Here is a 23,692-nt window from a genome sequence, read left to right as displayed (position 1 = left end):
GCCGGCGCTGACAGGCATTCGCGATGCTGGATCTCGGTCTTTCGAAGATGGCGCTGATCGGCGTCGTCGCGCTCGTGGTGCTCGGTCCCGAGCGCCTGCCGCGCGTTGCGCGCACGGCCGGCGCGCTGTTCGGCCGCGCGCAGCGCTACATCAACGACGTGAAGGCCGAGGTCTCGCGCGAAATCGAGCTCGATGCGCTGCGCACGATGAAAAGCGATTTCGAGACGGCGGCGCGCAACGTCGAGACGACGATTCACGACAACCTGCGCGAGCACGAGAAGGACCTCAACGAGTCGTGGAATGCGGCGATTGGCGGTCTGAACGATGCGGTGCTGGGCACGTCGGCTTCGTCGGAATCCGAGCCGCAGCCGGCCGCCCCGGCATGGCGCGGCAGCGTCGCGGCGTCGGCGCCGAAGCGGCGCAACTGGCGCGTGAAGCAGAGCGCGACGCCGGTCTGGTACAAGCGCGCCACGACGCGCCGCACGCACGTGCAATCGGGCGCGGCGCGCGTCGCGCGGCACCAGCCGGCGAGCCTGCGCCGGCCGGCGCGCTTCTTCTGAGCTGAGCGCATGCGCGCTCGTCAATCCTACCGAGGGCCGGTGTGAGCGACCCCCAGCAGAATCCGGACGACGCTCCGGAAGAAACCTTCATTTCCCATCTCGTCGAGCTCCGCGATCGCATCATCCGCGCGGGGCTGGCCGTCATCGTCGTGTTTCTCGGGCTCGTCTACTGGGCGCCCGACATCTTCCGGCTGCTCGCGCGGCCGCTGATGGAGAATCTGCCGAAGGGCGGCAAGATGATCGTCACCGACGTGACGGGCTCGTTCTTCGTGCCGATGAAGGTCACGATGCTCGTCGCGCTCGTGATCGCGCTGCCGGTCGTGCTGTACCAGATCTGGGCATTCGTCGCGCCGGGGCTGTACCAGCACGAGAAGAAGCTCGTCGCGCCGCTCGTCGGCAGCAGCTACGTGCTGTTCCTCTGCGGGATGGCGTTCGCGTACTTCCTCGTGTTCCCGACGATCTTCCGCGTGATGGCGCACTACAACGCCCCGCTCGGCGCGGAGATGTCGACCGATATCGACAACTACCTGAGTTTCGTGCTCGGGATGTTCATCGCGTTCGGCGTCACGTTCGAAGTGCCGATCGTCGTCGTGCTGCTCGTGCGGATGGGCGTGCTGACGCTGCAGAAGCTGAAGGAAATCCGGCCGTACGTGATCGTCGGCGCGTTCGTCGTCGCGGCGGTCGTCACGCCGCCGGACGTATTCTCGCAATTGATGCTCGCGTTGCCGCTCGTCGTGCTGTACGAGGCCGGCATTCTCGCCGCGCGATTCTTCGTGCCGAAGCCGAGCGCCGAGGCCGAAGCGGAGAACGGCGCCGCGAGTTGAGCGGCGGGCCGGTCATGCCGCCGACGTGCGCCGCGCCGCTTGCACGTCGCGCTCGAAAGTAGAAAGGGCAGCCTGCCGGCTGCCCTTTTTCGTTGCGTGTCCGTCGTTTGCGATCGCGGCGGCTGCCGGCCCGCGCACCGCGGTGCGCCATGCCGGCCGCGCGGCGCGCGTTACTCGGTGTCGCTGTCCTGATCGTCGAGCGTCTGCTTCGGCGGCGGCGGACGCTTGCCGATCACGACGTTGACGTCGAATTGCTTGCCCTTGCGCACCACGTGCACCTTCGTCGACGTGCCGGGCTTGATCTGCGCGACGACGTTCAGCAGCTTCGTCGTATCGGTGATGTCCTCGCCGTTGACCGTCACGAGGATGTCGCCCGGCTTGATGCCGGCCTTGTCGGCCGGGCCGCCCTGCAGCACGCCCGCGACGATCGCGCCCGATTTCTGCTGGAGCCCGAACGACTCGGCGATTTCCGGCGTCACGTCCTGCGGTTCGACGCCGATCCAGCCGCGCGTGACCGAGCCGGTCGTGATGATGCTCTCGAGCACCGTGCGCGCGGTCGACATCGGAATCGCGAAGCCGATGCCGAGCGAGCCGCCCGAGCGCGAGTAGATCGCGGTGTTGATCCCGAGCAGGTTGCCGTTCACGTCGACGAGTGCGCCGCCCGAGTTGCCGGGGTTGATCGGCGCGTCGGTCTGGATGAAGTTCTCGAACGTGTTGATGCCGAGGTGGTTGCGGCCGAGCGCGCTGATGATGCCCATCGTGACCGTCTGGCCGACGCCGAACGGGTTGCCGATCGCGAGCACGACATCGCCGACGCGTGCCTGGTCGGAGCGGCCGAGCGTGATCGTCGGCAGATTCGTCATGTTGATCTTCAGCACCGCGAGATCGGTTTCGGGATCGCTGCCGATCACCTTCGCGGTGGCGGTACGGCCGTCGGCGAGCGCGACTTCGATCTGGTCGGCGCCGTCGACGACGTGCTGGTTCGTTAGAATGTAACCTTCCGGGCTCACGATGACGCCCGAGCCGAGATTGGCCGCCGGTTCGTCCTGCTGCTTGCGCGCGTTGCGGTCGCCGAAGAAATAGCGAAACAGCGGATCTTTCGCGCGCGGATCGGGCGGCAGCGAGCCGTCTTTGCTCGAGAATACGTTGACGACTGCCGGCATCGCCTTTTGCGCGGCATCGGCGTACGACGTGGTCGCCGCTGCACCGCCGATGCTGCCCGGCGCGACTTCGCGCAGCGCGACGATCGGCGTGGCGAGCTGCTTGCCGAGCTGTCCCTGACGTTGCAGCCATTGCGGCTTGAGCGTCACGACGATGAACATCAGCGCGAGCAGCACCGTGACCGCTTGCGCGAAGAACAGCCAGAAGCGTCTAAGCATCTGAATGGATTAGAGGTTTATATGGATCGGATCGAACTTGAATTGTACTTGAACAATACCCTCGAAACCGCGCGCTTCAAGGACTATTGCCCGAACGGGCTGCAGGTCGAGGGGCGCCGCAAGATCGAGAAGATCGCGACCGGCGTGACGGCTTCGGTCGCGTTTCTCGAGGCGGCGCTCGAGTGGGGCGCCGATGCGGTCCTCGTCCATCACGGCTATTTCTGGCGCAACGAGGCGCCGCAGATCACCGGCCGCAAGTACCAGCGCCTGAAGCTGCTGCTGGCGAACGACCTGAACCTGTTCGCGTTCCATCTGCCGCTCGACGCGCATCCGGAGTTCGGCAACAACGCGCAGCTCGGTGCGAAGCTCGGCCTGATCGGCGAGTCGCATTTCGGCGACGGCGATCTCGGCTGGATGGCCACGCTGCCGATGCCCGTCACGCTCGAGCACTTCGTCGCGAAGGTCGAGAACACGCTCGGCCGCGCACCGCTCGTGCTCGGCGATCGCGACATGCAGCTGCGCCGCATCGCGTGGTGCACCGGCGCGGCGCAGAGCTATTTCGACGCGGCGATCGAGGCCGGCGCCGACGTGTACCTGACCGGCGAGGTATCCGAATTCGTCACGCATACGGTCGCGGAGAGCGGCGTCGCCTACGTTGCCGCAGGGCACCATGCGACGGAACGCTACGGAATCCAGGCACTTGGTGCGCATTTGTCGGAGCAATTCGACCTCGAACACCTGTTCATCGATATTCACAATCCGGTCTGACGGCCGGAATTGCGGCGGCGCATCGAAAAGCGTCTATGAAGCACTCGCTTAAAACGCCTGTGAGTTAACTGCTCCTATAGTGGGGGAAAACCCTTGACTATCAATCACTTCGAGGGGATTTTTGCCGTCGGGCCTTGTAAATGGCGACTCCATTCGCGCAAACTAGCGGCGGAATGGAAAGTCGTGACGGTAAATCCAACTCAGAAGTGGGGCGTGTGATGCGAGACAAGGAAGAGAAACGCGTCGACAGCGGCCGCCGTACCTGGCTGATTGCGACATCCGTAGCAGGTGGCGTAGGAGGCGTTGCCACCGTCATACCTTTCGCGGCGTCGCTGGCGCCGTCCGCGAAAGCCAAAGCGGCCGGGGCGCCGGTCGAGGTCGATATCAGCGGCCTGAAGCCCGGCGAAATGATCACCGTGCCGTGGCGCGGCAAGCCCGTGTGGGTCCTCAATCGTACCGACGCGATGCTGGCCGACGTGGTCAAGGCCGACAAGGAAGTCGCCGACCCCAACACGAAATCCCCGTATTCGATGCCGTTGCCCGCGTACTGCGCGAACGAATATCGCTCGCGGGCCGATCGCAAGAACATTCTCGTCGTGATGGCCGTGTGCACGCACCTCGGCTGCACGCCGAGCCAGCGCTTCACGCCGGGTCCGCAGCCGAACCTGCCGGACGACTGGCCGGGCGGTTTCCTCTGCCCGTGCCACGGTTCGACGTACGACCTTGCCGGCCGCGTGTTCAAGAACAAGCCGGCGCCTCAGAATCTCGACATCCCGCCCTATATGTTCACGTCGGCGACGACCCTCGTGATCGGCAAGGACGAGAAAGGAGAAGCGTGATGGCCGACAACAAGGAAGTCTCCACGACAGGTCTCACCGGCTGGATCGACCAGCGCTTCCCGCTGACGACCACCTGGAAGAAGCACGTTTCCGAGTACTACGCGCCGAAGAACTTCAACTTCTGGTACTTCTTCGGCTCGCTCGCGCTGCTGGTGCTCGTCAACCAGATCGTCACCGGCATCTTCCTGACGATGAACTACAAGCCCGACTCGATGCTCGCGTTCGCATCGGTCGAGTACATCATGCGCGAGGTGCCGTGGGGCTGGCTGATCCGCTATATGCACTCGACGGGCGCGTCGATGTTCTTCGTCGTCGTGTATCTGCACATGTTCCGCGGGCTGATGTACGGCTCGTACCGCAAGCCGCGCGAGCTCGTCTGGATCTTCGGCTGCGCGATCTTTCTCTGCCTGATGGCCGAGGCATTCTTCGGCTACCTGCTGCCGTGGGGCCAGATGTCGTTCTGGGGCGCGCAGGTGATCGTGAACCTGTTCTCGGCGATCCCGTTCGTCGGCCCCGACCTGTCGCTGTGGATTCGCGGCGACTACGTCGTGTCGGACGTCACGCTGAACCGCTTCTTCGCGTTCCACGTGATCGCGATTCCGCTCGTGCTGGTCGGGCTCGTCGTCGCGCACCTCGTCGCGCTGCACGAGGTCGGATCGAACAACCCCGACGGCATCGAGATCAAGGCGAAGAAGGACGCGAACGGCATTCCGCTCGACGGCATCCCGTTCCATCCGTACTACTCGGTGCACGACTTCTTCGGCGTCTGCGTGTTCCTGATGGTGTTCGCGCTGATCGTGTTCTTCGCGCCGGAAATGGGCGGCTACTTCCTCGAGTCGAACAACTTCGTGCCGGCGAACCCGCTGCAGACGCCGCCCGAAATCGCGCCGGTCTGGTATTTCACCGCGTTCTACGCGATGCTGCGCGCGACCACCGACCCGTTCAAGATCGTGCTGATGATCGTGATCGCGCTGCTCGGCGTGCTTGCGCTGATCCGCGCGCGCGGCAAGTGGAAGATCGGTCTGCCCGTGCTGGCCGCCGCGATCGTCGTATTCATGTATCTGACGGAATCGAAGTTCTGGGGCGTCGTCGTGATGGGTTCGGCGGTGATCACGCTGTTCTTCCTGCCGTGGCTCGACCGCAGTCCGGTGAAGTCGATCCGCTACCGGCCGCTGTTCCACAAGGTGTTCCTCGGGATCTTCGTCGCCGCCTTCCTGACCCTCGCGTTCCTTGGCACACGGCCGCCATCCCCGGCCGCGACGCTGATTGCGCAGGGCTGCGCGCTGATCTATTTCGCGTTCTTCCTCGGCATGCCGGTCTGGACGCCGCTTGGCACGTTCAAGCAGCCGCCGGAACGGGTGCGCTTCAAGCCCCATTAACGTGAGCGAGGAGAGAACGACATGAAGAAACTGCTTTCGACGCTCGCGCTGATCGGCGCGACCGCGTGTGCGCTGCTGGGCGCGCCCGCCGCGTCGGCGGAGGGCAATTTTCCGCTCGACCGGGCGCCCGATAACACGGAAAATCTCGTTTCGCTTCAGCACGGCGCGCAATTGTTTGTAAACTATTGCCTGAACTGCCATAGCGCGAACCTGATGCGCTACAACCGTCTGACGGATCTGGGCATATCCCAGAAGGAGATCGAAAAGAATCTCCTGTTCACGACCGACAAGGTCGGCAACACGATGACCGTCGCGATGCGGCCCGAAGACGCGAAGAACTGGCTCGGCACCACGCCGCCCGACCTGTCGGTCGAGGAGCGCGCGCGCGGCCGCGACTGGCTGTATACGTATCTGCGGAGTTTCTACCGCGACGATACGCGGCCGACCGGCTGGAACAACGCGGTGTTCGAGAACGTCGGCATGCCCCATGTGCTCTGGCAGTTGCAGGGGCAGCGCGCCGCGAAATTCGAGGAAAAGACGGACGAGGAGACGGGCGAGAAGGTGCGTACGCTCGTCGGCTTTCAGCAGGTCACGCCGGGCACGCTGTCGCCGCCCGATTATGATGCTGCCGTTGCCGACCTGGTGGCGTACATGACGTGGATGGCCGAGCCGGCTCAGCAGACCCGCAAGCGCCTCGGCGTATGGGTGCTGATCTTTCTCGGTGTCCTGACTTTCCTGGCCTGGCGGCTCAATGCCGCGTACTGGAAAGATATCAAGTAATCACGCCTGACCGGCGTGGGGCCGGCGCAACGCGGAACTCGCGCAACGGGTTTCGCCGCGCGCCGGCCCTCGGCTTTTTTGAGGAAACGCAAATATGATGGTTCTGTATTCCGGCACAACTTGCCCGTTCTCCCAGCGTTGCCGGCTGGTGCTGTTCGAGAAGGGCATGGACTTCGAGATTCGCGACGTCGACCTGTTCAACAAGCCGGAAGACATTTCGGTGATGAACCCGTACGGCCAGGTGCCGATTCTCGTCGAGCGCGACCTGATCCTGTACGAATCGAACATCATCAACGAGTACATCGACGAGCGCTTCCCGCATCCGCAACTGATGCCGGCCGACCCGGTGCAGCGCGCGCGTGCGCGTCTGTTCCTGCTTAACTTCGAGAAGGAACTGTTCGTTCACGTCAGCACGCTCGAGAACGAGAAGGGCAAGGCGGCGGAGAAGAACCACGAGAAGGCGCGCCTCGCGATCCGCGATCGCCTGACGCAGCTCGCGCCGATCTTCGTGAAGAACAAGTACATGCTCGGCGAGGAATTCTCGATGCTCGACGTCGCGATCGCGCCGCTGCTGTGGCGTCTGGATCACTACGGGATCGAGCTGTCGAAGAATGCTGCGCCGCTGATGAAGTATGCCGAGCGGATCTTCAGCCGTCCGGCGTACATCGAAGCACTGACGCCGTCCGAAAAGGTCATGCGTCGCTGATGATGCAATGAAGGCATGACGGGGCGGGCAGTGCGGGATGCCGCCTTGCCCGCCCCGGGTTCGAGGATTGTGATGCAAGAGATTTCAACGAAGCCTTATCTGCTGCGCGCGCTGTACGAGTGGTGCACCGATAACGGTTACACGCCGCATATCGCGGTGAGAGTCGACAATTCGACACGCGTGCCGCGTCAGTTCGTGCGTGACGGCGAGATCGTGCTCAATATCAGTTTCGAGGCGACGAGCCAGCTGCAGATGGGCAACGAGTGGGTCGAGTTCACTGCGCGGTTCTCCGGAAAGGCGCACAAGATCGAGATTCCCGTGGCGAACGTGCTCGCGATCTATGCGCGCGAGAACGGGCAGGGGATGGCGTTTCAGGTCGATGCGGTGGCCGGTGAGGGCGAGGACTCCGGTGCGTTCGACGACGATGCCGAGCACGCGGACGATGCGCAGCGCGGCGAGTCGTCGGCCGGGCTGACGCCGGTCGGCGATGCAGGTGCCAACGAGGAGCCGTCGGAGGGCGCGGACGAGCCTCCGAAGAGCGACGGCGACGGGTCGAAAGGCAGCAGCAGGCCTCGCCTCAAGATCGTGAAATGAGGTAGAATCTCGCGCTTACGCCGGCTTAGCTCATCTGGTAGAGCAGTTGATTTGTAATCATCAGGTGGCGGGTTCGAGTCCTGCAGCCGGCACCAATGAAATCAAGGGGTTACGCGATGTTTGCGTAACCCCTTCGCGTTTCCAATGGCGGGCTCACGTTTCCAATGAGCGTCACCGGGACGGTTTTACCGGCCGCGTCCCGCGCACGTACCGCGCCGTCATGCCGGGGCCGCTGTGTCCTGCGAGCCGCTGCCCAGCCTCTAGTCCTTCATCGATCGTCTTGTGCGTCACGCCGCGCGCGCGGAGATCGCGAAACTGAAATTTCGCTTTGTCGATGCCCGCGCGCTCGCGCGCCTTGTCAAAGCGCGCGCGCAGCTGGCCTTTCGTGAGCGGATAGCCTTCCTCGTCGCGCAACAGGTAAGGCGAGACGTCGACCTTTGAACCACGCCAAGCGAGGAGTCGATCAATCAGCGCCGCCAGCTCGCCCGTTATCTGAACAGTGACGAATGCGCCTGTCTTCTGCGTGCGGAAGATGAGATTGCCCCGCACGATATTGGAGCGCTGTACGCGCAGCACGTCTGATGGGCGCTGCGCGCAGAGATCGGCCAGGTCCATCGCGTTGCGTAGTGGCTGGTCGGCCACGGCGTAGACGGCGGCGTAAAGTTCGTCATCGACGAGGACCCCCTGCCGGCCCGTTTCTTTCTTCCCGCGCACGCCGACACACGGGTTCGCTATCGTCATCATGCCCCAAAGTCGCGCGCAATTTAGGACGAGAGACAGCACGGCTTTCGTCCGGTTGGCTGTCACGACGCCGCGTTTCTCAGCCGTTGCGCGCCAGATCGTTGCGACGTCAGCAGGTGTGAGCGTGTCCAGTTCGCGCTCTCCGATAACGGCACCGAGCCTGGAGAGAAAGAGGTCGTACATGCGCTGGGTCGCCGCCGACTTTTGTGGCAGTTCACGAACGCGATAAGCCTGCTCGAGCATGGTGAACGTGTGCACCGTTCTTTCGCCGGACAACGGCGCACGCGTACCCTCGAGTTCGGCCCAACGTTGGAGCGCTGCGACGCGATCCGTGCCGAGTGGTTCGAGAATGCGCCGACCGTTCGCCGGGCCGTGATCGTAGTAGTACCGCAACGAGCCGTTCGCGTTTTTGCGCGAGCGGAAGCGCGGAATTGCACCGGGGGTTTTTGCTTTGCCTGCCATCACACTGCGCCGAGATTGAGCGATGTCTGCGTCGCTACGTGCGTCGAAAGCGCAGAGCTCGAATCGATGATGCCCATTTGTTTGTCGTGGTAAGCGCGCGCTACGAGTACACGGCCGTGGACGTCCACGACGTGCGGCCAACCCTGTTGCGCGAGCCAACGGATTTGGCGCGCGCGGATTGGCGTTCCGGTCAGTTCGCGCAGCTCACTGCGCCCCAGATATTTTTCCATACGCATTGCTGTTACGAAAAGGAACCACACGCAGCGCAACTCGTGGATTCGTGGTTTGCGCTGGTTTTTGGTTTAACTCACTGATTTTTGTGGGGATTTTGTGCCACCAATTGCCATGAGTTACCCGTGGATGGGCCTGAAAACTCGTGGCTCAAAAAATAGGCACAGGCGCAAACCCGTGGCAAAAAGTCCAAGACTCGTGGCGCTCGATTCCTGCCTTTTATTGCTTCTTCCCTGCTTTCTTTTCTCTTCTTTTTCAATGAATTAGAGAGAAAAGAGGAAGGGGCGATGGTCGCCGGCGCGAAAATCGGACTAGTGGCAAAAACGCCCCGACTAATGGCGAATGGAGGGCGACACATGGCGGTACTCTTCTCAACAATCAAAGACTTACGAACGGACGCCCTCGAAAACCAGGATTCGCGTGCGCTGCCTGCCCCTTCCCGATGGAAAAAACGGCCCGCGCGGCCCGCTTTCATCGAGGCCCGCGCTTTCGCCCGGCAGGTTCGACTCGCGAGGGAGACGGGGAGCAGCGTGCAGCACGGCGGCCGCATTGGCTGGGAGGGCATCATGCGCGGCCTCGCTGCTCGGCCGCGTCGGTCGCCAGATCTTCGCGAACCGACACGTGCAGCCCGTAGCCGGCCAGGCACTCGAGCGAGATCGGCGTGAGGTACGGCACGCGACGGGTATAGATGCGCCGCTCGACTTCCTTCTCGCCAACCACGACGCCGGCGTGCTTGAGTTGCGCCTTGAACACGCGGTCCGACTTCACCGGCAGGGCGTTCCATTTGTCGCGCAGCGCGCTCGTGTGCGCGATGTGGTCCATCACGTGCCCGGTGCGCAGCAGTAGGCAGAACTCGCCGTCGACCATGTCGAACGTGTACGGGTGCTTGTAGTTGCCGCCGTCGATTTCCGACAGCACGGTTTCCATGATCCAGACCCACGGTTCCCGATCGGCGCTCGTCTCGGCGATGTGGCCGTTCATTTCAGCGAGCAGATCGCGCGGGAAGTCGCCTTCCGTCGGATCCATGCCGGCGAACTCGCACAGGTAGCGCCACGCGAGCGCGACGGCCGCGTAGTTGCCGGCCATGCGTTTCGCGCCGTCGTCCTCGCCGCTCGCGCGGCAGTTGGCCAGCGCCTTGTCGCGCAGCGTCGCGTACTGGTCGAGCACGGCGCGCTTGTCGAGCCCGGTGAGAAATTCGAGCCACTGCCGTACCGGGAAGCGCGGCAGGTCGTCGGGCAGCAGCGGGCCGCGCTTGCCGGTGAGCGTCGTGCGTACGAGCTTGCCGAGCAGACTGCGCACGGGCACGTCCTCGCCGGCGAGCATCACCGGCGCGCACAGCAGGTATTCGGTCATGTCGGCGCCGCGGCGCGTGACGGTGTACTGATAGTTCTCCTGCAGCAGGCCGACCGCCTTGTCGATCACGTCCTGCCGGCGTGCCGACAGCTCCTCCCAGCCGACCGGATGGCTCGTGTGACTGATGCTGGTCAGCAGGCGGAACTCGGTCTGCAGCGACTGGCCGGAGAACATAGTGAACGCGAGCGACCGTTCGAGACGCTTGATGAGCGTCGATTTGCCGGCGCCCTTGTTCGCCTGAATCGTGATGTGCGGCCAGAAGCCGAGTAGCGCCTTCAGGTGGCCGCCGAGCGCCCAGACGAGCGGGATCGTCGCGGCGTTCTGTTTGAACGTTGTCTGGTAGGCCCTGATGACGCAGCGCGCGTCGCTGATCGGGCCGCTCGGGAATGTGAGGTTGTGATACGGACACTGCTTGTCCGCTTCGGTGAAGTAGCAATCCGGGCCTTCGTTGACGATGAGCCGGCCGTCGCGCCACGCGAGCCCCACGAAGTTCGCGGCCTGCCGCGCGCCGAGGTCGGCGCCGCGTTCGAGGATATTGACCATGCGCTTGAACGGCGCCGGCGCCCAGATCGGGCCGAACTTGCCCCACTGGTCGACGTTGTGCAGTTGGTCGTCGAGCATCACGCGGCGAATGAGCTGCGCGCCGTGGCGCGGCGCCTGCACCGACACGGCGAAGTACACAGTCGGCGCCTGGTCGGCGTCGCCCGTCATCGTCGATGTCGCGCTCGCGACCGACACGCGGCTCATGCCGGCGATGCGGAAACCGCACAGATCCGTCATCACCGGTGTCTCGACGCCCGATTCCTCGTTGCGGTCCATCTTCGTGATATAGCTGGTGAAGTCGGGCCGCACGCGGAAGCGCCAGTACTGTGCGAAGTCGTGCGGCGGCAGAGAGATGCGCGGCCGGCCGCGGCGTGTGGCGTCGCCGGCGAGGCCGGCGATCAGCCACGGCTCCAGCTGCTCGAGCGCACGCGCGAGTTCGAGCGGGCCGCGCAGCTGCAGGTAGTCGTTGACGTCGTTGATGGGCTTCTGCTGCTTCTCCCCGTCCGCGAGGTCGGCGAGCCAGTCAGCCTGGTCGACGAGCACGGCGCTGATGTTCAAGGCGGTGAGCCGTTCGTAGAGCGCCCACGCTGCTTCGGGGCCGGGACGGTGGCCGGCGCGTGGATGGCCGTCAGCGAATGGCTCGTCGTTGTCCAAGCAGATCACAACCTGCTTGCCTCGCAGCGGCGTGAAGTCCAGCGTGTCAACGTTGCCGAGGCCGCGCAGCGCGAGCGCGGCCGCGCCGGGCAGCGCACACGTGTCGATCGACAGCGCATTGATCGCGCTTTCGACGAGGAATACGCGCTTCGCCTTCTCCAGCCGCCGGGGATCCGCGGTCCAGCCGTAGCCCGCCTTGTCGCCCTGCGTCTGCGTTTTGACGCCGCCGTTCAGTGCGGGATCCACGTAGCGCATGTCGACGGCGACGACGCCGCCGTCGGCCGGCGCCCGCACGATGAACGCGGCGGCCGGCCCGCCGTGCCCGACTTCGCCGGCGGCAACTTTCGTGCTCGTCCACGTGTTGAACCCTAGCGTACGTGCGGCGATCGCGGCGTCGATCGCCGCGGCCGAAATGCCGCGGCCGCCGAGGTATTCGCGGACCTGGTCCCGCTCCGCGAAGCACCGGTCGGCGATGTATTCGACGGTCGTTTTCTCACGGCGCTCGGTCGGCGCCGACCGGTCGAGCGGAATGCCGTACGCATCGTGCAGGTAACGTACAGCGTCCGCGACGGTGCCGCCGCGCGCATATATGACCAGATCGATGCACGAGCCGCCGACGCCGGCGCTGTGATCGCGCCAGCCGGTGCCATGCTTCGGGTGATTCACGTAGATCGACAGGGACGGATTTTTGTCCTCGTGCTGCGGCGAATGGTAGAGCGCCTTGTTGCCGCCGCGGCCGCGCTTGAGACCGAGGCGATCGGCGAGGTCGTGCAGGTCGATGCGTTGTTTCAGTTCGTCGATCGAGGCCATCGTTATTGCTGTTGTTCAGGTTGCTGCGGGGCGTTGACAGCCGGGTTGGCCGGCGTCGCGGGAGAGAAGACGAGCGCGCGCAGCGCGTCGGCGGACTCGGGGAACTCGAGCGCGAGGCGATCGCTCAACGCCGCGACGAACAGGCCGAGCGCGCACTGGCGAGCGACGCTGCCGGGGCGGTTGTTGAAGTGCAGAGGATTTGCGGCCGCGGCGATCGCAGCCCGGAGCGTCGCATCGTGCGACGAAGCATCGAGGCGGGTCATGCGGCTTCCCCCAGGATCGCGAGCCGATTGCGCGCGAGCTGATAGGTGGCGAACTGCAGATCGGTGCGGGCCGCAGTCGCCTCGTCGAGCATGGTGCGCAGCCGGGGCCGATTGCGTTCGACGTTCGTCGTCGCGTTTGTGATGGCTGCGGTGCGGGATGTGCCCGTCCCGGCTTGCATGCCCGAGGCCAGGTGCGTGACGACCCACTTTTCCGGGTGCCCGTCGGCAAGATAGGGCTCGGCGTGGATGCCGAAAGTCGCGCCGACGTCGTTCGGAATGACGACATGCTCGCCGGTGACGGTGCGCAGACCGGCCGAGGTTAGCAGCTCATAGCGGATGGCGGATTCGATCGTTATCACATCACCCCCGAGGCGGAACGGACCATCCGAGCGCGACGACGAGCGCAACCATCACCGCGACGCCGCCGACGAAGGCGATCGGGCGTGCGTATCGGACGTCGAATAGGCGCAGGACGTCGGTGGTGAGGTAGTAGGCGCCGGTGAGGGAGAGCGAGAGCATCAGCAGCACACTGATGCCGAAAACGTATGGTTTCATGGTTTGGCTCCAGGTGAGTGCGCCGGCAGTCGGCGCGGATTCGTCATTCGTCGAAGTCATTCGCAGCGCATCGCTTCGCGTCGGAGCTGCGCCGCAACCGGGCTTGTTCTCGGTCCTGCATCGCGCGCGCCGCGGATTCCACGACCAGGCGCACGGCGCGATGGCGGATCGACGTGTCGAAATCGCCGACCATGCGCAGGCGATGCCATGCCGCGCGCAGGTCGACGTCGGTGAGCGGCGCGCGCATCGGCTCAGTGCAGCCAGGCGAGCAGCGGCGTGCCGCGCGAGAGATCCCACGACACGGTGAATCCGAGTGCGCGTGCGGATGCGACAAACACGTCGGCACGGACGTCAGTCGCGCAGAGCTTCTGCAGATAGGCGACGCGCTGGTTGAAATCCAGCGACGAGCTGAGAGTGGTGACGTGGGCGGAAGTCGGCGTTTGCATGAGGTTTCTCCAGAATTTCAGGCAAAAGGAGTCCCCCGCGCCCGCGCGAGGCGGGTGCGATGGGTGTGAAACAACTAGCTGCGGTTACGGGTTAGGCGTCGATCAGCGAGAGCTGGCGCGGATCCTGGGGTAGCCGGTCAACCTTGCCGACGGGCAGGTAGACCATCGGGTTCGGATTGAGGCTCGGCGCGATCGTGTGGACTGCGGCAATATGGATCTTGTACGTCGTCGCGCACTCGATGTTGGTGCATTGGCAGTACGCCTCCCGGACGAGGACGGACAGCGGACGGCTGGTCCGAATGACGGCGCGGCTGCCGCAGTGATGGCACTTCAATTTCATCGTGACTTCCTGTCGGAAATGGCCGCGTCAATTACGGCTGTTGTTATGGACGACGTAGAGCGCCCGGTCTCGTCCGGTGAGGCGACGTGCGCCGAGGCGCAGCCGTCGCTTCACGAGCCATTCCGCCGCTTGCTGAATCGACGCGAGGCCTTGCTGTTGCCGTACGCGCTCGAGAATCTCGGCGTCCTGCTCGGTGAAGGTGATTTCGAGTTCGGGCATTGAATCGGCTGCTCCAAGGCTGCTGCTATCGGGCCTGGTCGCGAGCTACATTGCTCGATGGCAACAGGGCTTCGGCGGCTTCTCGCAGAACCATCTGGCGAATCAGCGTGGCGGTTTGCTCGCCCTGATAGTTAGCAAGCGCGGTGATGAGCGCGTATTCGTAGTCGTCGAACCGCAGCATCAGGCGGTTGTCGCGGACGCGCTTGGGATCGGGATACATGATGATCACCTCCGGTCAGCTGGCGGAAACTTTGGCGGACGTGTCCTCGAACGAGGACACCTTGGCGAGGTAGTGCGGCAGCCCTTCGAGATAGATCAGGCGCGTGAGGCTCGCAAGAGAGCGAGGCTCACGTCTGGCGAGCTGTTCGAGCTGGCTGCGCTCGGCGGGCAGAAGGCGCAGGGAAACCGGCTTGCTGGACATGACGCCGGCCGGTGCGCGCCGGGGGCCTTGGGGGGTTGTCATGGCGGTTATACTCAGTTTGGACAGTGCTTCACTAGGGATGAGTGAAGTTTAGGGTACTCAAAACGAAACTTCAAGATGGTAGAGAAAACGATTGGCGACCGTTTGAAGGAGGAACGGATGCGCATCGGACTAAGCCAGGCAGAGTTCGCTGCGCTGGGTGGGCTGGGAAAGCAGGCGCAACTGAACTACGAATCCGGTACGCGATCACCAGACGCGAACTACCTGGCGGCGCTCGCCAAGATCGGCGTTGACGTGCTGTACGTGATTACTGGCGAGCGTGCGACGCAATCGAAATTGCCGCCTGACGTAGCTGACCTGGTAGACAGCTTTTTGCAACTGAACGACATCGGACGCGCCGCTGTGCAAGGCGCGATCAACGGTTACCTGCACATTGGCGAGATGACCGTGTCTGGCCAACCTTCAAAGCGGATTCCACGAATCGCGGCGAATCGCATGGCGAAGCTGGACGCGTTCGTTGAGGAGGAAGTGAAGGCGGCACAAGCCAGTGTGGAGCAGACCAAGCGACAACGCGTATCTCGTAAACGCGGTCAGATCAGTCAAGACTGACTTACTTAGGACCGGCGCAGGGTATCCGCGGCGCGCTTGAGCGCCTCCATCGCGTCTTCCACGTGCCCCAGGATGTCTGCCGCATCCAACATGGATGGCGAGCACTCCGGCTGCCCGCGCAGCGCCGCTAACTCCTGATCGAAGCGGGACACGATCATGCGCAGTCGTCTCCCGTACTGAGTGAGGCGGAATCCATCGCTACCGGAACGCCGCTCCATCAACGGGAGGCCCAATATCTTTTCGAGCTCGGTGATCTTCTGGCTGACCGTCGGCCGTTGCACGCCAAGCGCGTGCGCGGCCTCCGTGATGCTGCGGTAACGGGCGATCTCCGCAAAGGCCCTGAGAAGGTTCCAGTTGAATTGTATCGGCCTCGTGGACGGATTCATACGATTGCGCAATGTGGGCATGACGCAATCTAGCAGCGTGTCGCGAACACCGCTCAATCTGGCCGCCGGGACCGAGGCAGACGTAGGCTTTTACCTAACTTTCGAAAGCCTTTTCCCTACGTTTCATTTTCATTCGTAACGCACGAAAATAGGGCCGCGTTATTTGACGCGTGAATGTCGTTTCACGCGGTAACGTGGTTCACAATATCCGAAGAGGTATCCGTAGTGCGTAACACGAAGCAAGACCAACTCGATGCCATTGAAACAACGATCGACGGGGCCATCGATCGCTGCGCGGAAGCGAACCCGACTACACAAAGGATGCGTTCCGCTGATCCGCCCAGGAAGAAGCGCGCAGGGCGCCGACTGCGAACGCTGTCCCCTGCCGAGCATGCTGATCTCGTGCAGCTCGTCACAAGCTCACTCGCGAGCCTGTCCGCTATCCACCGCATGCTGATGCAGTAGTTCATGCTCCATCCGAGGTGTCGAACTCCGGCACCTCGGTCGCCTTGACCTCTAGGTCGAGGTCTGATGTAAATCCGCCGTTGCCGTCGAGCGTATGTGTAACACGGGCGACGATCCACTTGCAGTCGTCGATGACGCGTTTGTAACCGCGCACGGTTACAGGCAGCTCGGTCATGAGTTCGGGCCGGCCGAGCGCGAGCACGATGCTGAACTCCGCGACGCCGCGCTGCAGCTTCTCCCATTCCGCCTTCGCCGCGCGCGTCGCGTTGCTTTTGTTCGCGTACGTGTGCCGCAGCACCTTCACGTTCTCCGCCGTGCCAAACAGCACGTCGCCGCTCTTATCGATGGGCTTCTTCTTCGTGGTGCGCCGCCGGCGCCGCTTGACGGTGGTCGACTGCTTCTTTGCGGTGCGCGTGTTCAGGTAGAACGCCTGCACGCCGGAATACGCGTCGCGATCGGCGACACCGAACTCGTGGCGGTCGCCGACGTCGCGGGCGATTGTGACGGGCGGCAACGGCTTGCCGCTCGCCGTGGTCGCTTCGCCAGCCTTGATGAACAGTAGCTTCCCGTTCTTCACGGTTGCGATTGCGTCGAACATTTTGGCCAAGCGCGTGAGCAAATTGGCGTCCGATTCGGCAGTCTGGTCGATATGGTCGACGAGCTGGCCGTCGAGCGCACGGCTGACACGCGCCTCTACCTTGTTCTGGCTCGCGATCGCGCGCACGATCGCGCCGACCGTTTGCCGGTGCCAGGACCGCTCCTTCTTGATAGAGAGGCCCGCGCGCAGATCGACGCTGCGCGCGCGAATGGTGAGCACATCTGGTGTGCCGGTGTGCCGCACCTCGTCGACAACGAACTCGCCTTTATCGACGAGCCCGTTCGCAGCGCCGGCCCAGCCGATCGCCACCTTCAGTCTCACGCCGCGGCTCGGGATCTCCAGCGCGCCGTCCGAGTCGTCCAGGCTGATGTCGAGTTGGTCGGCCTCGAAGCCGCGGTTGTCCTGCAGCGTCATCGAGATCAGCCGACCGTCGAACTTGTGCGTAATGTCCTTGCCGGCCAGCGTGATCGAGTAGATCGCGCGCGGCACGCGATCGTCGGCCAGCGCGGTTTTCTGCATCAACTCGGCGCCCGGCAAGTCGGCCAGGTTCATAGCGAGATCGCCTCCTTGATCGCATCGGTGACAATTCCCAGCATGTTGATGTCGTCGTTGCGCGTGAGCGCCACCGTGAAGTCGATGCGGCGCGCCGCGCCATCCGGGAAGAACAGCGTGCGCGCCGTATCGATGTCGTCGATCGTGAACATGCCGTAGATGTGGCCGGTGCCCTCGATCAGCGGCCACGCGGTGTGTTGCTCGGCCATCGCCTCGAGCACCGACAGCGACAGATCGCCGCCGGTCAGTTCGGGCAGCAGCACGCCGGAGAGGACGATCGTTTCGTCAACTTCGCCAACGTACTGCCGCGCCGGCTTCCGGCCGACACGGTTGTTGCTCGCGTAGCGCCAGCCGCGCCGGCGCTTCAACTCCTGGTAGGGCAGCGTCGACAGGCTGAACACGAACAGCCCGAGCGCCATCATCATGACAATCCCCCTTCAATCCCGATCGCGCAGGCGCGAGCGCTCGCGCGCGGCCTGCGCCGCTTGCGCCTGTCGCATCACCTGCAGCACCTTCTGCGCGAGCGCATTCGCGTCCATGCCCGGCGACGCGTAAACGTTGATCGTGATCGGCGCGGGCGCCGATGCCGGCGAGCGCGCGGCCGTTGCGGCGATCAGCGGCGGCCGGTTGTCGACGGAAAGCGGTGCGCTGCCCGCGATTGCTGCTCCCGTGAGGCCGATGCCGGCGCCGGCCGCGACGATCCGCTTGCCGAGCTCGCGCACCGTCGCGAGCGGCCCGTCCTGGCCGTTGCGCAGCCCCTGCTCGAGGCCGGCCATCGTGAAGCCGCCGAGTGCGGCGAACACGCGGCTCGGCGAGTGGATGCCGAGCCGCTCCTTGAACCAGCTGACAACGCTGTCGCCAGCGCGCTGGATCGCGGTCTTCACGGCGCCCAGGCCGTTAGTGATCCCGTCGACGAGCCCGGACATAAGGTTCGATCCGAACTCAGCGAAGCGCGTCGACGCATCAGCGAGGCCGCGGATGATGTCGGCCAGCCAGGCGCCGAAGGCTCGGCCGGCGCCCGTTGCGGCGTCGAGGCTTTCCTTGCTTGCGTCGACGGGCGGCAGTAGTCGTGTGAGCCAGTCCCGCACACCCTTCGCAGCGCCCATCAGCCAGACGAACAGCGGTTTGAGCGGTGCGAACGCGGCGCCGAGTATCCCGAAGGCTCGGCTGACGAGCGGCGCGAGCGGCTTCAGGCCGTCTGCGAGCCCTTGCCAGAAGCCCGAGAAAAACGCCTTGATCGGCTCCCAGTACCTGACGATGAGCAGCGCGGCAAGCGCGATGCCGGCGATCACGATGCCGATGGGACTCGTCAGCGCGACGCGGCCTACGAACAGCAACGTCCGCGCGATGGCGCCGAGCGCGCGCACCAGGACACTGCCCTGGATGCCGAGCATCGACATGCTGAAGCGCACGATCGCGAGCGGCCCGAGCACGGCCGCGAGCGTGATCGTCAGCGTGCCGAGCACGGCGAGCAGCACGCCGAGGCCGGCCGCGCCGATTGCAACCGCACGCGTGAAGTTCGGATATTCCTTCGCGAAGCCGAGCAGCCGCTCGAGCACACTGGTGGTCAACTCGAGCGCTCGGTTGTACACGGGCAGAACCTGCTCGCCGATCACGGTGCGCAGGTTGCGGACCTTCTCCAGCGCGATCAGCTCTTTCCCTTCGGTTTGCTGCTGCCCGAGTGCATGCAGCTGGTCGATCCCGTACGCGCCGCGATTCAGCCGCTCGTTCTTGTGAATCTGCTCGCGCTGCATGAACATCGTGGCGAACAGGTTCGCGCCGTTGCCGTTCGTCATGATCGTGGAGAATTCCTCCAGAATCTTGGCGTCCGACGTGATGCCCTTGGCCTTCAGCTTCGGCAGCAGTACCTTCTCCATCCACTCGAATGGCGAGGCGTTGAAGAGGTCGCCGCCAATCAGCGCGCCGGGCTTGATCCGCTTCACATTGCCGATCGCGTTGTACTCGACCGACTTCTTGTCGACGAGGCCGAGCTCGACCAGGCGCTTTGCCGCGCGCACGGTCGTCTTGCCTTGCATCAGGTTGCTGTACGCCGCCTGCACGCCGGTGCCGGCCGCGTGACCGCCCATTTCCTGGATGAGCGGCTCCATCTGGTAATAGAACGCGTCCTGGCGCATCTGCTTCGCAGCGACCTTGCCGGTCTGGATGAAGTTGCGCCATTCGTCGCCGCCGACACGCCCGCCCGTCGCGGTCAGCACCTGCTGGACCATGTTCGCTTCTTTGATGAACGCTGCCTCGGATTTCGTGCCCCCGCGCAGCTCGATCACCTTCAGCATGTTCATGAACTTCTCTTCGTTCTCGTGCCCCTGGTCGGCGCCGAACATCGCCTCGTTCGCGAACTTCATCTTCGCGAGCGTTGGCATGACCATCTGCGCGTGATGCTCGTCCGCGAAGATCGACATCGCGTCGCGCATCAGCGTCATGTTGTCGGCGATCGTCACGCCCGGCGTTTTCATCGCGCGTACGTAGCGCTCCGCATCCTGCGTCGCACGTTCGCCGAGGCCGAGCCCGAGGATGCGGCCGCGCTCATTCTGGATTTTCTTCGCCTCGGCCAGCGGCTCACGCAGGTCGGCAAGAATGTGCTGGCCCGTCGCGCGCGCAGCATACCCGCCGATTGCCATCTCAGCCGCGGCGCCACGCATGACGCCCATCTTCGTGCGTGCGGCCGCGATGCGCTGCTGTTGGTTGTTCATGGCGTCCAGGCGCCGCGCATGTTCCGTCAGCACCGCGTTCGTTTCGGCGATGCTCGAGCGTAGCGCCCGCTGGTGTTCGACAAGATTGCGTGTACTGACGCCGCTCGCGGCGAGACTCGAGCGCACGCCGTCGAGTCGCTGACGTTCCTGATCGAGCTGGCCGGCAAGCGCCTTCGCCGCGCGTACGGCCTGCTGGTGTTCGCGAGTGAGCGCGCGTGTTGGCGGCTCGGCCGCTTTCATCTGCTGCGCGAGCTGGCGCACGCGCTCCTGCGCAGCGCGCGCCTTCGCCTCGGTTTCCTGCATGCCGCGACGCAACTCCCGGAACTCGCCGATACGCTTCTGGGTGTCGCCGAGTTCCTTGAGCCGCGTGCGCGTGTCGCGCAGGTCTTTCACCAGCGCGCGGTTGCGCCCGGTGATCTCGCGAATTGGGCGGCTCGCTTGGTCGAGCGCCTTGAGCACGACCTCGAGGCGCAGCGAACGATCGCTCATTCGTTACCCTGCTCGTAGCGTTCACGTGCGCGCTCGCGCCAGTCCATCAGCTCCGACAGCGGCATGGCGGCCATCACGTCGGGCGACCAGTGGAACACGAGCGCGATGTCGGCCATCACGTCGTCGACGGTTCGAGGGAGACGTCCGCCTTCGACGAGTTCGGCACCAAAAAACCAGCCACCTCCGTGCCGAGCTGCACCAGATCGGCCGGGTCCAGGCGCAGCACATCCTGCGTGGTCAAAACAGGATCGCTGATGCGCGGCAACACTTTCGACAACGCGATCACGTCCAGCTGCAGCACGTCGGTGAGCGCGACGCCGCGCAGCGCGCCGGCGACCGGCTTTATCAGCGTGACGGCAGTGATTTCCTGCTCGCCGCGTTTGATCGGCGTATCGAGCGTAATGACGGCGGATTGCTTGGATTGCATGGTGTGTTTCCTGAGAGAGGGAATGGATTGGGATTACAGGCCGATGTCGCGGCGCTGCTGCGCGAGTCGATCGACACCGCCGACGATCTCGACGAAGTTCGGGATGTCGATCTCGATCAGCGTCTCGCCGTTGCAGACGAGGCGGTAGTACGACAGCGACATCGTGCCGGTCTGGTCGGCGTTGTCGCCGGCCTTGGCCTTACCGGGGTCGATTTCCTTGTAGCGGCCGCGCACATACACTTCGACCGCGTCCGTTTCTTCGGTGTCGTCGCGCTGGTAGGAACCGGCGAAGCGCACGGTGACGCCGTCGATCTTCGACGTGCCCCACGTCTTGAACATCTCCTTCATGAAGCCGCCCATCGTGAGGCCGAGCTCCATCTTCTCCATGCCGAGGTCGACGTCGACTTCGGCGTTCATGCCGCCGCCGCGATACGCTTCCATCTTGCGAGACAGCTTCGGCAGCTGGATTTCGGGCACTTCGCCGACGAACGAGACGCCGTCTTCGAACACGTTGAAATTCTTCAGTTTGGATGGCAGAGCCATTGCGTTTCCCTATGGTGAGTGCGGTGACGTCAGACCGCGATGCTTTGCGCGAACTTGAGCAGGTAGCGGTCCGTGATGCGCTGGCGGAACGTCAGGTCTTCGAGCGGAGGGGTCGGGCAGAAGTCGTAGTCGAGGAAGCCCTGGCCTGCCTTCAGCGAATCCTTCTCGTTGGCGGCGGGATCAAACCAGCACTCGCCATCGATGAGGTAGCCCGCCGTCTTCCATGCGCGGAACTTCGCGTTCACACCGTCCACGATCTCTTTGATCAGCGTGCGGCTCATCGGCTGGTCGACCGCCCACATATGCGCCTCGGCCATCGTGTCGGCGATCACCTGCGCGGTGCGCACGTAGTTCTCGAAGGCCCATAGCTTGTCCTGGGAACAGGTACGCGATCCCCATAGACGGTAACCGTCCGAGTTCACGAGCGTGGTGACGTCGTGGCTGTTCAAGTAGCCGGCATCGGTATTCGGATCCTGCAGATCCCAGAACACGTCGCGGCTGATGCCGGTGACGCCGTTCACGACGACGTTCGAGATCGTCTTGTGCCAGCCCATTTCCTCGTCGATCTTCGCGCGCATGCCGAGCGCGCGCGCCGTCGCCCACGTGATGTCCTCGGCGTTGGTTGCGGTGTTCCAGTTCACGAAGTCCGGCCAGATCGTCATCAACTCGCGCTGACCGAAATTGGCCCGGTGGGCGACCGCCTCTTCCTTGGTCTGCGCGCCGAACGCGCTGACGTATGCGAAGCCGCGCAGCTTCTGTGCGATCGTGGCGAGCTCGGCGGCAACCGGCAGCGTGTCGAGGCCGGGACAGCCGAGCACGCGCGGCTTTACCCCGAGGCGGCTCTTCGCGGCCAGCAGCGCCTTCATGCCGGTGTACTGGCCGTCGGTCGTCGTGGTGCCGATCACGTTGCTGGTCGTCGCGTCTGCATCCTTGCCGGTCGGCACCCGCACGGCGACGATCATCGGCGAAGTTTGCGCGGCGATCGCATCGAGCGCGCGCGCGAGCGTGCCCTTGGTGCCGGCCTTGCCGATCGCGGCCTGCACGTCCGTGATGAGGGTGGGACGGTTTTCGGGGAAGGTGGTCGGATCGGCGTCGTCGCCGGTGCAGACCATACCGATCACGGCCGTGCTGACCGTGCGGATGGGGCGCGTACCGTCATTGATCTCAATGACGCGTACGCCGTGGTGGTAATCAGAGGGCATGCAATCTCCCGGAAGTGAGGCTCCCGAAAAGATTGCCGTTCGCGCGCGCGCAGATCACGCCCGCGTGGTTGTGCAGCGGTCGGCCACAACCGAAACCGCAGCGGGATGACGTTATGCAGCGACGGTGGGTTTGTTGAGCCCGGCAAGGCGTGGCGTCGCGACCTGGTGGTAGGTGGGCTCCAGCTCACATCCGATCCAGTTCTGTTTCATTGCGACTGACGCGATAGACCTCGGCGGGCCGGGTCATGCACCAGAACGACCACGACCGTTGAACCTTGCTGTCGTACTGGAACTCCGGGTAGATCGTCTTCACGCCCCGCAGATGTACTTGCTCGACAGCGACTGGCCGCGCGAGGCGCCGGTCGTGCCGCCGGACGAGTAGGGCGGATCCGTGGAGGTCAGATCGACACAACTATCAGGTAGCGCGCGAGCACGTTCGGTGCGTCGGCTTGGTGAATGCGGTTGATCAGGTCAGCGGAAATGAGTAGTTGCATGGAGCGAACCCCTCGTAGCGGAGACTCGGCGGCCTGCGGGTAAGCGGCGCTCGGCCCTCAACACGTTCATAGCCCGACAGCGCGGGCATTTGATGGTGAGCCGGATGTACTCGCCGGCTCCGAGTTTTCGGTTACAGCTTCCGCAATGGATGTCCTGTATGGGGCACGCGCTTCGATTGACCATCTGGCAAGTCTGGATGTGCTCCCAGCGGCGGTTGTTACTGCGTGGTGACGTCGTCGTTAGATAAAGGGATAGAAAGTTAAAAAAAAACGTGTCCGTAAAACGATTGCGAATTAAGACACATATGCGCTGAGCCTTAACGAAACGTACAATCACTGTCGGCTCGAC

31 protein-coding genes, 1 tRNA gene and 1 pseudogene are annotated in these 23,692 nt (G+C 64.0%); 10 read left to right on the top strand and 23 right to left on the bottom strand.

From position 1 onward, the window contains the following. Positions 1-23 precede the first annotated feature (23 nt). Together tatB and tatC are read left to right on the top strand one after the other, a co-directional pair. Positions 24-560 (top strand): Sec-independent protein translocase protein TatB, encoded by a 537-nt coding sequence (gene tatB, locus BCR55_RS05965; RefSeq protein ID WP_065494336.1) that lies wholly within the window; start codon positions 24-26, stop codon positions 558-560. Positions 561-601: 41 nt separating this feature from the next. Beyond that, complete coding sequence (tatC, locus tag BCR55_RS05960; RefSeq protein ID WP_006400571.1) at positions 602-1,384, top strand: twin-arginine translocase subunit TatC; 783 nt, start codon at positions 602-604, stop codon at positions 1,382-1,384. 170 nt (positions 1,385-1,554) lie between these two features. Here tatC and BCR55_RS05955 read toward each other — a convergent pair whose 3' ends face one another. Further along, positions 1,555-2,763, bottom strand: a complete 1,209-nt coding sequence (locus BCR55_RS05955; protein ID WP_065494335.1) for a Do family serine endopeptidase — start codon at positions 2,761-2,763, stop codon at positions 1,555-1,557. A gap of 21 nt (positions 2,764-2,784) precedes the next feature. Between BCR55_RS05955 and BCR55_RS05950 the strand changes: the two genes are divergently transcribed. From BCR55_RS05950 to BCR55_RS05920, 7 genes are all read left to right on the top strand, one after another. After that, on the top strand, positions 2,785-3,531 hold the full coding sequence (locus tag BCR55_RS05950) for a Nif3-like dinuclear metal center hexameric protein (RefSeq protein ID WP_006406975.1): 747 nt from the start codon (positions 2,785-2,787) through the stop codon (positions 3,529-3,531). Between the two features lie 218 nt (positions 3,532-3,749). Continuing rightward, positions 3,750-4,370, top strand: coding sequence for a ubiquinol-cytochrome c reductase iron-sulfur subunit (petA, locus tag BCR55_RS05945; protein WP_006400568.1), 621 nt, complete (start codon positions 3,750-3,752; stop codon positions 4,368-4,370). Next, a complete protein-coding gene (locus BCR55_RS05940; protein WP_088930118.1) occupies positions 4,367-5,749 on the top strand; it encodes a cytochrome bc complex cytochrome b subunit in 1,383 nt (460 codons plus the stop codon). The genes petA and BCR55_RS05940 overlap by 4 nt, the downstream gene beginning before the upstream one ends. Before the next feature lie 21 nt (positions 5,750-5,770). Then, on the top strand, positions 5,771-6,529 hold the full coding sequence (locus BCR55_RS05935) for a cytochrome c1 (protein ID WP_006400566.1): 759 nt from the start codon (positions 5,771-5,773) through the stop codon (positions 6,527-6,529). A gap of 94 nt (positions 6,530-6,623) precedes the next feature. Next, entirely contained in the window at positions 6,624-7,235 is a 612-nt protein-coding gene (locus tag BCR55_RS05930) for a glutathione S-transferase N-terminal domain-containing protein (RefSeq protein WP_006400565.1), read from the top strand. Positions 7,236-7,307: 72 nt separating this feature from the next. Next, on the top strand, positions 7,308-7,829 hold the full coding sequence (locus BCR55_RS05925) for a ClpXP protease specificity-enhancing factor (RefSeq protein WP_006406974.1): 522 nt from the start codon (positions 7,308-7,310) through the stop codon (positions 7,827-7,829). A 19-nt stretch (positions 7,830-7,848) separates the two neighbouring features. Beyond that, a tRNA-Thr gene (locus BCR55_RS05920) sits at positions 7,849-7,924 on the top strand. Positions 7,925-8,000: 76 nt separating this feature from the next. Here BCR55_RS05920 and BCR55_RS05915 read toward each other — a convergent pair. The 12 genes from BCR55_RS05915 to BCR55_RS05860 all read right to left on the bottom strand — a co-directional run bounded on the left by BCR55_RS05915 (position 8,001) and on the right by BCR55_RS05860 (position 14,867). Beyond that, positions 8,001-9,032, bottom strand: coding sequence for a tyrosine-type recombinase/integrase (locus BCR55_RS05915; protein ID WP_065494334.1), 1,032 nt, complete (start codon positions 9,030-9,032; stop codon positions 8,001-8,003). Next, the gene (locus BCR55_RS05910) at positions 9,032-9,262 is read right to left on the bottom strand and encodes a DUF4224 domain-containing protein (RefSeq protein ID WP_230949205.1); all 231 of its coding nucleotides are present in this window, start codon (positions 9,260-9,262) and stop codon (positions 9,032-9,034) included. The genes BCR55_RS05915 and BCR55_RS05910 overlap by 1 nt, the downstream gene beginning before the upstream one ends. A gap of 565 nt (positions 9,263-9,827) precedes the next feature. Continuing rightward, positions 9,828-12,623: a toprim domain-containing protein gene (locus BCR55_RS05905; protein WP_065494333.1), complete on the bottom strand. Its 2,796-nt coding sequence runs from the start codon at positions 12,621-12,623 to the stop codon at positions 9,828-9,830. A 2-nt stretch (positions 12,624-12,625) separates the two neighbouring features. Continuing rightward, positions 12,626-12,886, bottom strand: a complete 261-nt coding sequence (locus tag BCR55_RS05900; protein ID WP_065494332.1) for a hypothetical protein — start codon at positions 12,884-12,886, stop codon at positions 12,626-12,628. Next, complete coding sequence (locus tag BCR55_RS05895; RefSeq protein ID WP_006416680.1) at positions 12,883-13,242, bottom strand: hypothetical protein; 360 nt, start codon at positions 13,240-13,242, stop codon at positions 12,883-12,885. The genes BCR55_RS05900 and BCR55_RS05895 overlap by 4 nt, the downstream gene beginning before the upstream one ends. Positions 13,243-13,246: 4 nt before the next feature. After that, positions 13,247-13,441 (bottom strand): hypothetical protein, encoded by a 195-nt coding sequence (locus tag BCR55_RS05890; protein WP_012217445.1) that lies wholly within the window; start codon positions 13,439-13,441, stop codon positions 13,247-13,249. Positions 13,442-13,484: 43 nt separating this feature from the next. Continuing rightward, the gene (locus tag BCR55_RS05885; protein ID WP_060139847.1) at positions 13,485-13,688 is read right to left on the bottom strand and encodes a hypothetical protein; all 204 of its coding nucleotides are present in this window, start codon (positions 13,686-13,688) and stop codon (positions 13,485-13,487) included. A 4-nt stretch (positions 13,689-13,692) separates the two neighbouring features. Next, positions 13,693-13,887, bottom strand: a complete 195-nt coding sequence (locus tag BCR55_RS05880) for a hypothetical protein (protein WP_065494331.1) — start codon at positions 13,885-13,887, stop codon at positions 13,693-13,695. 91 nt (positions 13,888-13,978) lie between these two features. After that, positions 13,979-14,227, bottom strand: coding sequence for an ogr/Delta-like zinc finger family protein (locus BCR55_RS05875; protein WP_006401793.1), 249 nt, complete (start codon positions 14,225-14,227; stop codon positions 13,979-13,981). 27 nt (positions 14,228-14,254) lie between these two features. Beyond that, positions 14,255-14,446: a hypothetical protein gene (locus tag BCR55_RS30275; protein ID WP_006401794.1), complete on the bottom strand. Its 192-nt coding sequence runs from the start codon at positions 14,444-14,446 to the stop codon at positions 14,255-14,257. A 25-nt stretch (positions 14,447-14,471) separates the two neighbouring features. Next, positions 14,472-14,666: a hypothetical protein gene (locus BCR55_RS05865; protein ID WP_006401795.1), complete on the bottom strand. Its 195-nt coding sequence runs from the start codon at positions 14,664-14,666 to the stop codon at positions 14,472-14,474. Between the two features lie 15 nt (positions 14,667-14,681). After that, positions 14,682-14,867: a hypothetical protein gene (locus BCR55_RS05860; RefSeq protein WP_006401796.1), complete on the bottom strand. Its 186-nt coding sequence runs from the start codon at positions 14,865-14,867 to the stop codon at positions 14,682-14,684. Between the two features lie 117 nt (positions 14,868-14,984). On the opposite strand from BCR55_RS05860, the gene BCR55_RS05855 reads away from it, so the two are divergent. Then, positions 14,985-15,476 (top strand): helix-turn-helix domain-containing protein, encoded by a 492-nt coding sequence (locus BCR55_RS05855; RefSeq protein ID WP_059940148.1) that lies wholly within the window; start codon positions 14,985-14,987, stop codon positions 15,474-15,476. A 5-nt stretch (positions 15,477-15,481) separates the two neighbouring features. Here BCR55_RS05855 and BCR55_RS05850 read toward each other — a convergent pair whose 3' ends face one another. From BCR55_RS05850 to BCR55_RS30265, 10 genes and pseudogenes are all read right to left on the bottom strand, one after another. Beyond that, on the bottom strand, positions 15,482-15,862 hold the full coding sequence (locus BCR55_RS05850; protein WP_065494329.1) for a LysR family transcriptional regulator: 381 nt from the start codon (positions 15,860-15,862) through the stop codon (positions 15,482-15,484). A 466-nt stretch (positions 15,863-16,328) separates the two neighbouring features. Further along, positions 16,329-17,477 (bottom strand): phage late control D family protein, encoded by a 1,149-nt coding sequence (locus tag BCR55_RS05840; protein WP_065494327.1) that lies wholly within the window; start codon positions 17,475-17,477, stop codon positions 16,329-16,331. Continuing rightward, a complete protein-coding gene (locus BCR55_RS05835; RefSeq protein ID WP_006401801.1) occupies positions 17,474-17,902 on the bottom strand; it encodes a phage tail protein in 429 nt (142 codons plus the stop codon). Before BCR55_RS05835 ends, BCR55_RS05840 begins: the two co-directional genes overlap by 4 nt. A 12-nt stretch (positions 17,903-17,914) precedes the next feature. Then, entirely contained in the window at positions 17,915-20,677 is a 2,763-nt protein-coding gene (locus BCR55_RS05830; RefSeq protein ID WP_065494326.1) for a phage tail tape measure protein, read from the bottom strand. Then, positions 20,674-20,793: a GpE family phage tail protein gene (locus tag BCR55_RS30270; RefSeq protein ID WP_035947244.1), complete on the bottom strand. Its 120-nt coding sequence runs from the start codon at positions 20,791-20,793 to the stop codon at positions 20,674-20,676. The genes BCR55_RS05830 and BCR55_RS30270 overlap by 4 nt, the downstream gene beginning before the upstream one ends. Then, positions 20,793-21,104 carry a phage tail assembly protein gene (locus BCR55_RS05825; protein ID WP_065494325.1) on the bottom strand — a complete coding sequence of 104 codons (312 nt, stop codon included), beginning with the start codon at positions 21,102-21,104 and terminating at the stop codon, positions 20,793-20,795. Before BCR55_RS05825 ends, BCR55_RS30270 begins: the two co-directional genes overlap by 1 nt. 33 nt (positions 21,105-21,137) lie before the next feature. Next, positions 21,138-21,647 (bottom strand): phage major tail tube protein, encoded by a 510-nt coding sequence (locus tag BCR55_RS05820; protein ID WP_006401805.1) that lies wholly within the window; start codon positions 21,645-21,647, stop codon positions 21,138-21,140. 29 nt (positions 21,648-21,676) lie between these two features. Next, positions 21,677-22,849, bottom strand: a complete 1,173-nt coding sequence (locus BCR55_RS05815; protein WP_065494324.1) for a phage tail sheath protein — start codon at positions 22,847-22,849, stop codon at positions 21,677-21,679. 196 nt (positions 22,850-23,045) lie between these two features. Further along, positions 23,046-23,343 (bottom strand): annotated as a pseudogene (locus BCR55_RS33860) (site-specific DNA-methyltransferase); the annotation flags it as partial. After that, a complete protein-coding gene (locus BCR55_RS30265; RefSeq protein ID WP_209016906.1) occupies positions 23,321-23,527 on the bottom strand; it encodes a Com family DNA-binding transcriptional regulator in 207 nt (68 codons plus the stop codon). The pseudogene BCR55_RS33860 and the gene BCR55_RS30265, both read right to left, overlap by 23 nt. Between the last annotated feature and the right edge of the window lie 165 nt (positions 23,528-23,692).

Source organism: Burkholderia sp. CCA53, from assembly GCF_001685525.1.
Classification (GTDB): domain Bacteria; phylum Pseudomonadota; class Gammaproteobacteria; order Burkholderiales; family Burkholderiaceae; genus Burkholderia; species Burkholderia multivorans.
Note: the sequence above shows the minus strand (reverse complement) of the source record. Positions and strands in the feature narration are given on the sequence as shown.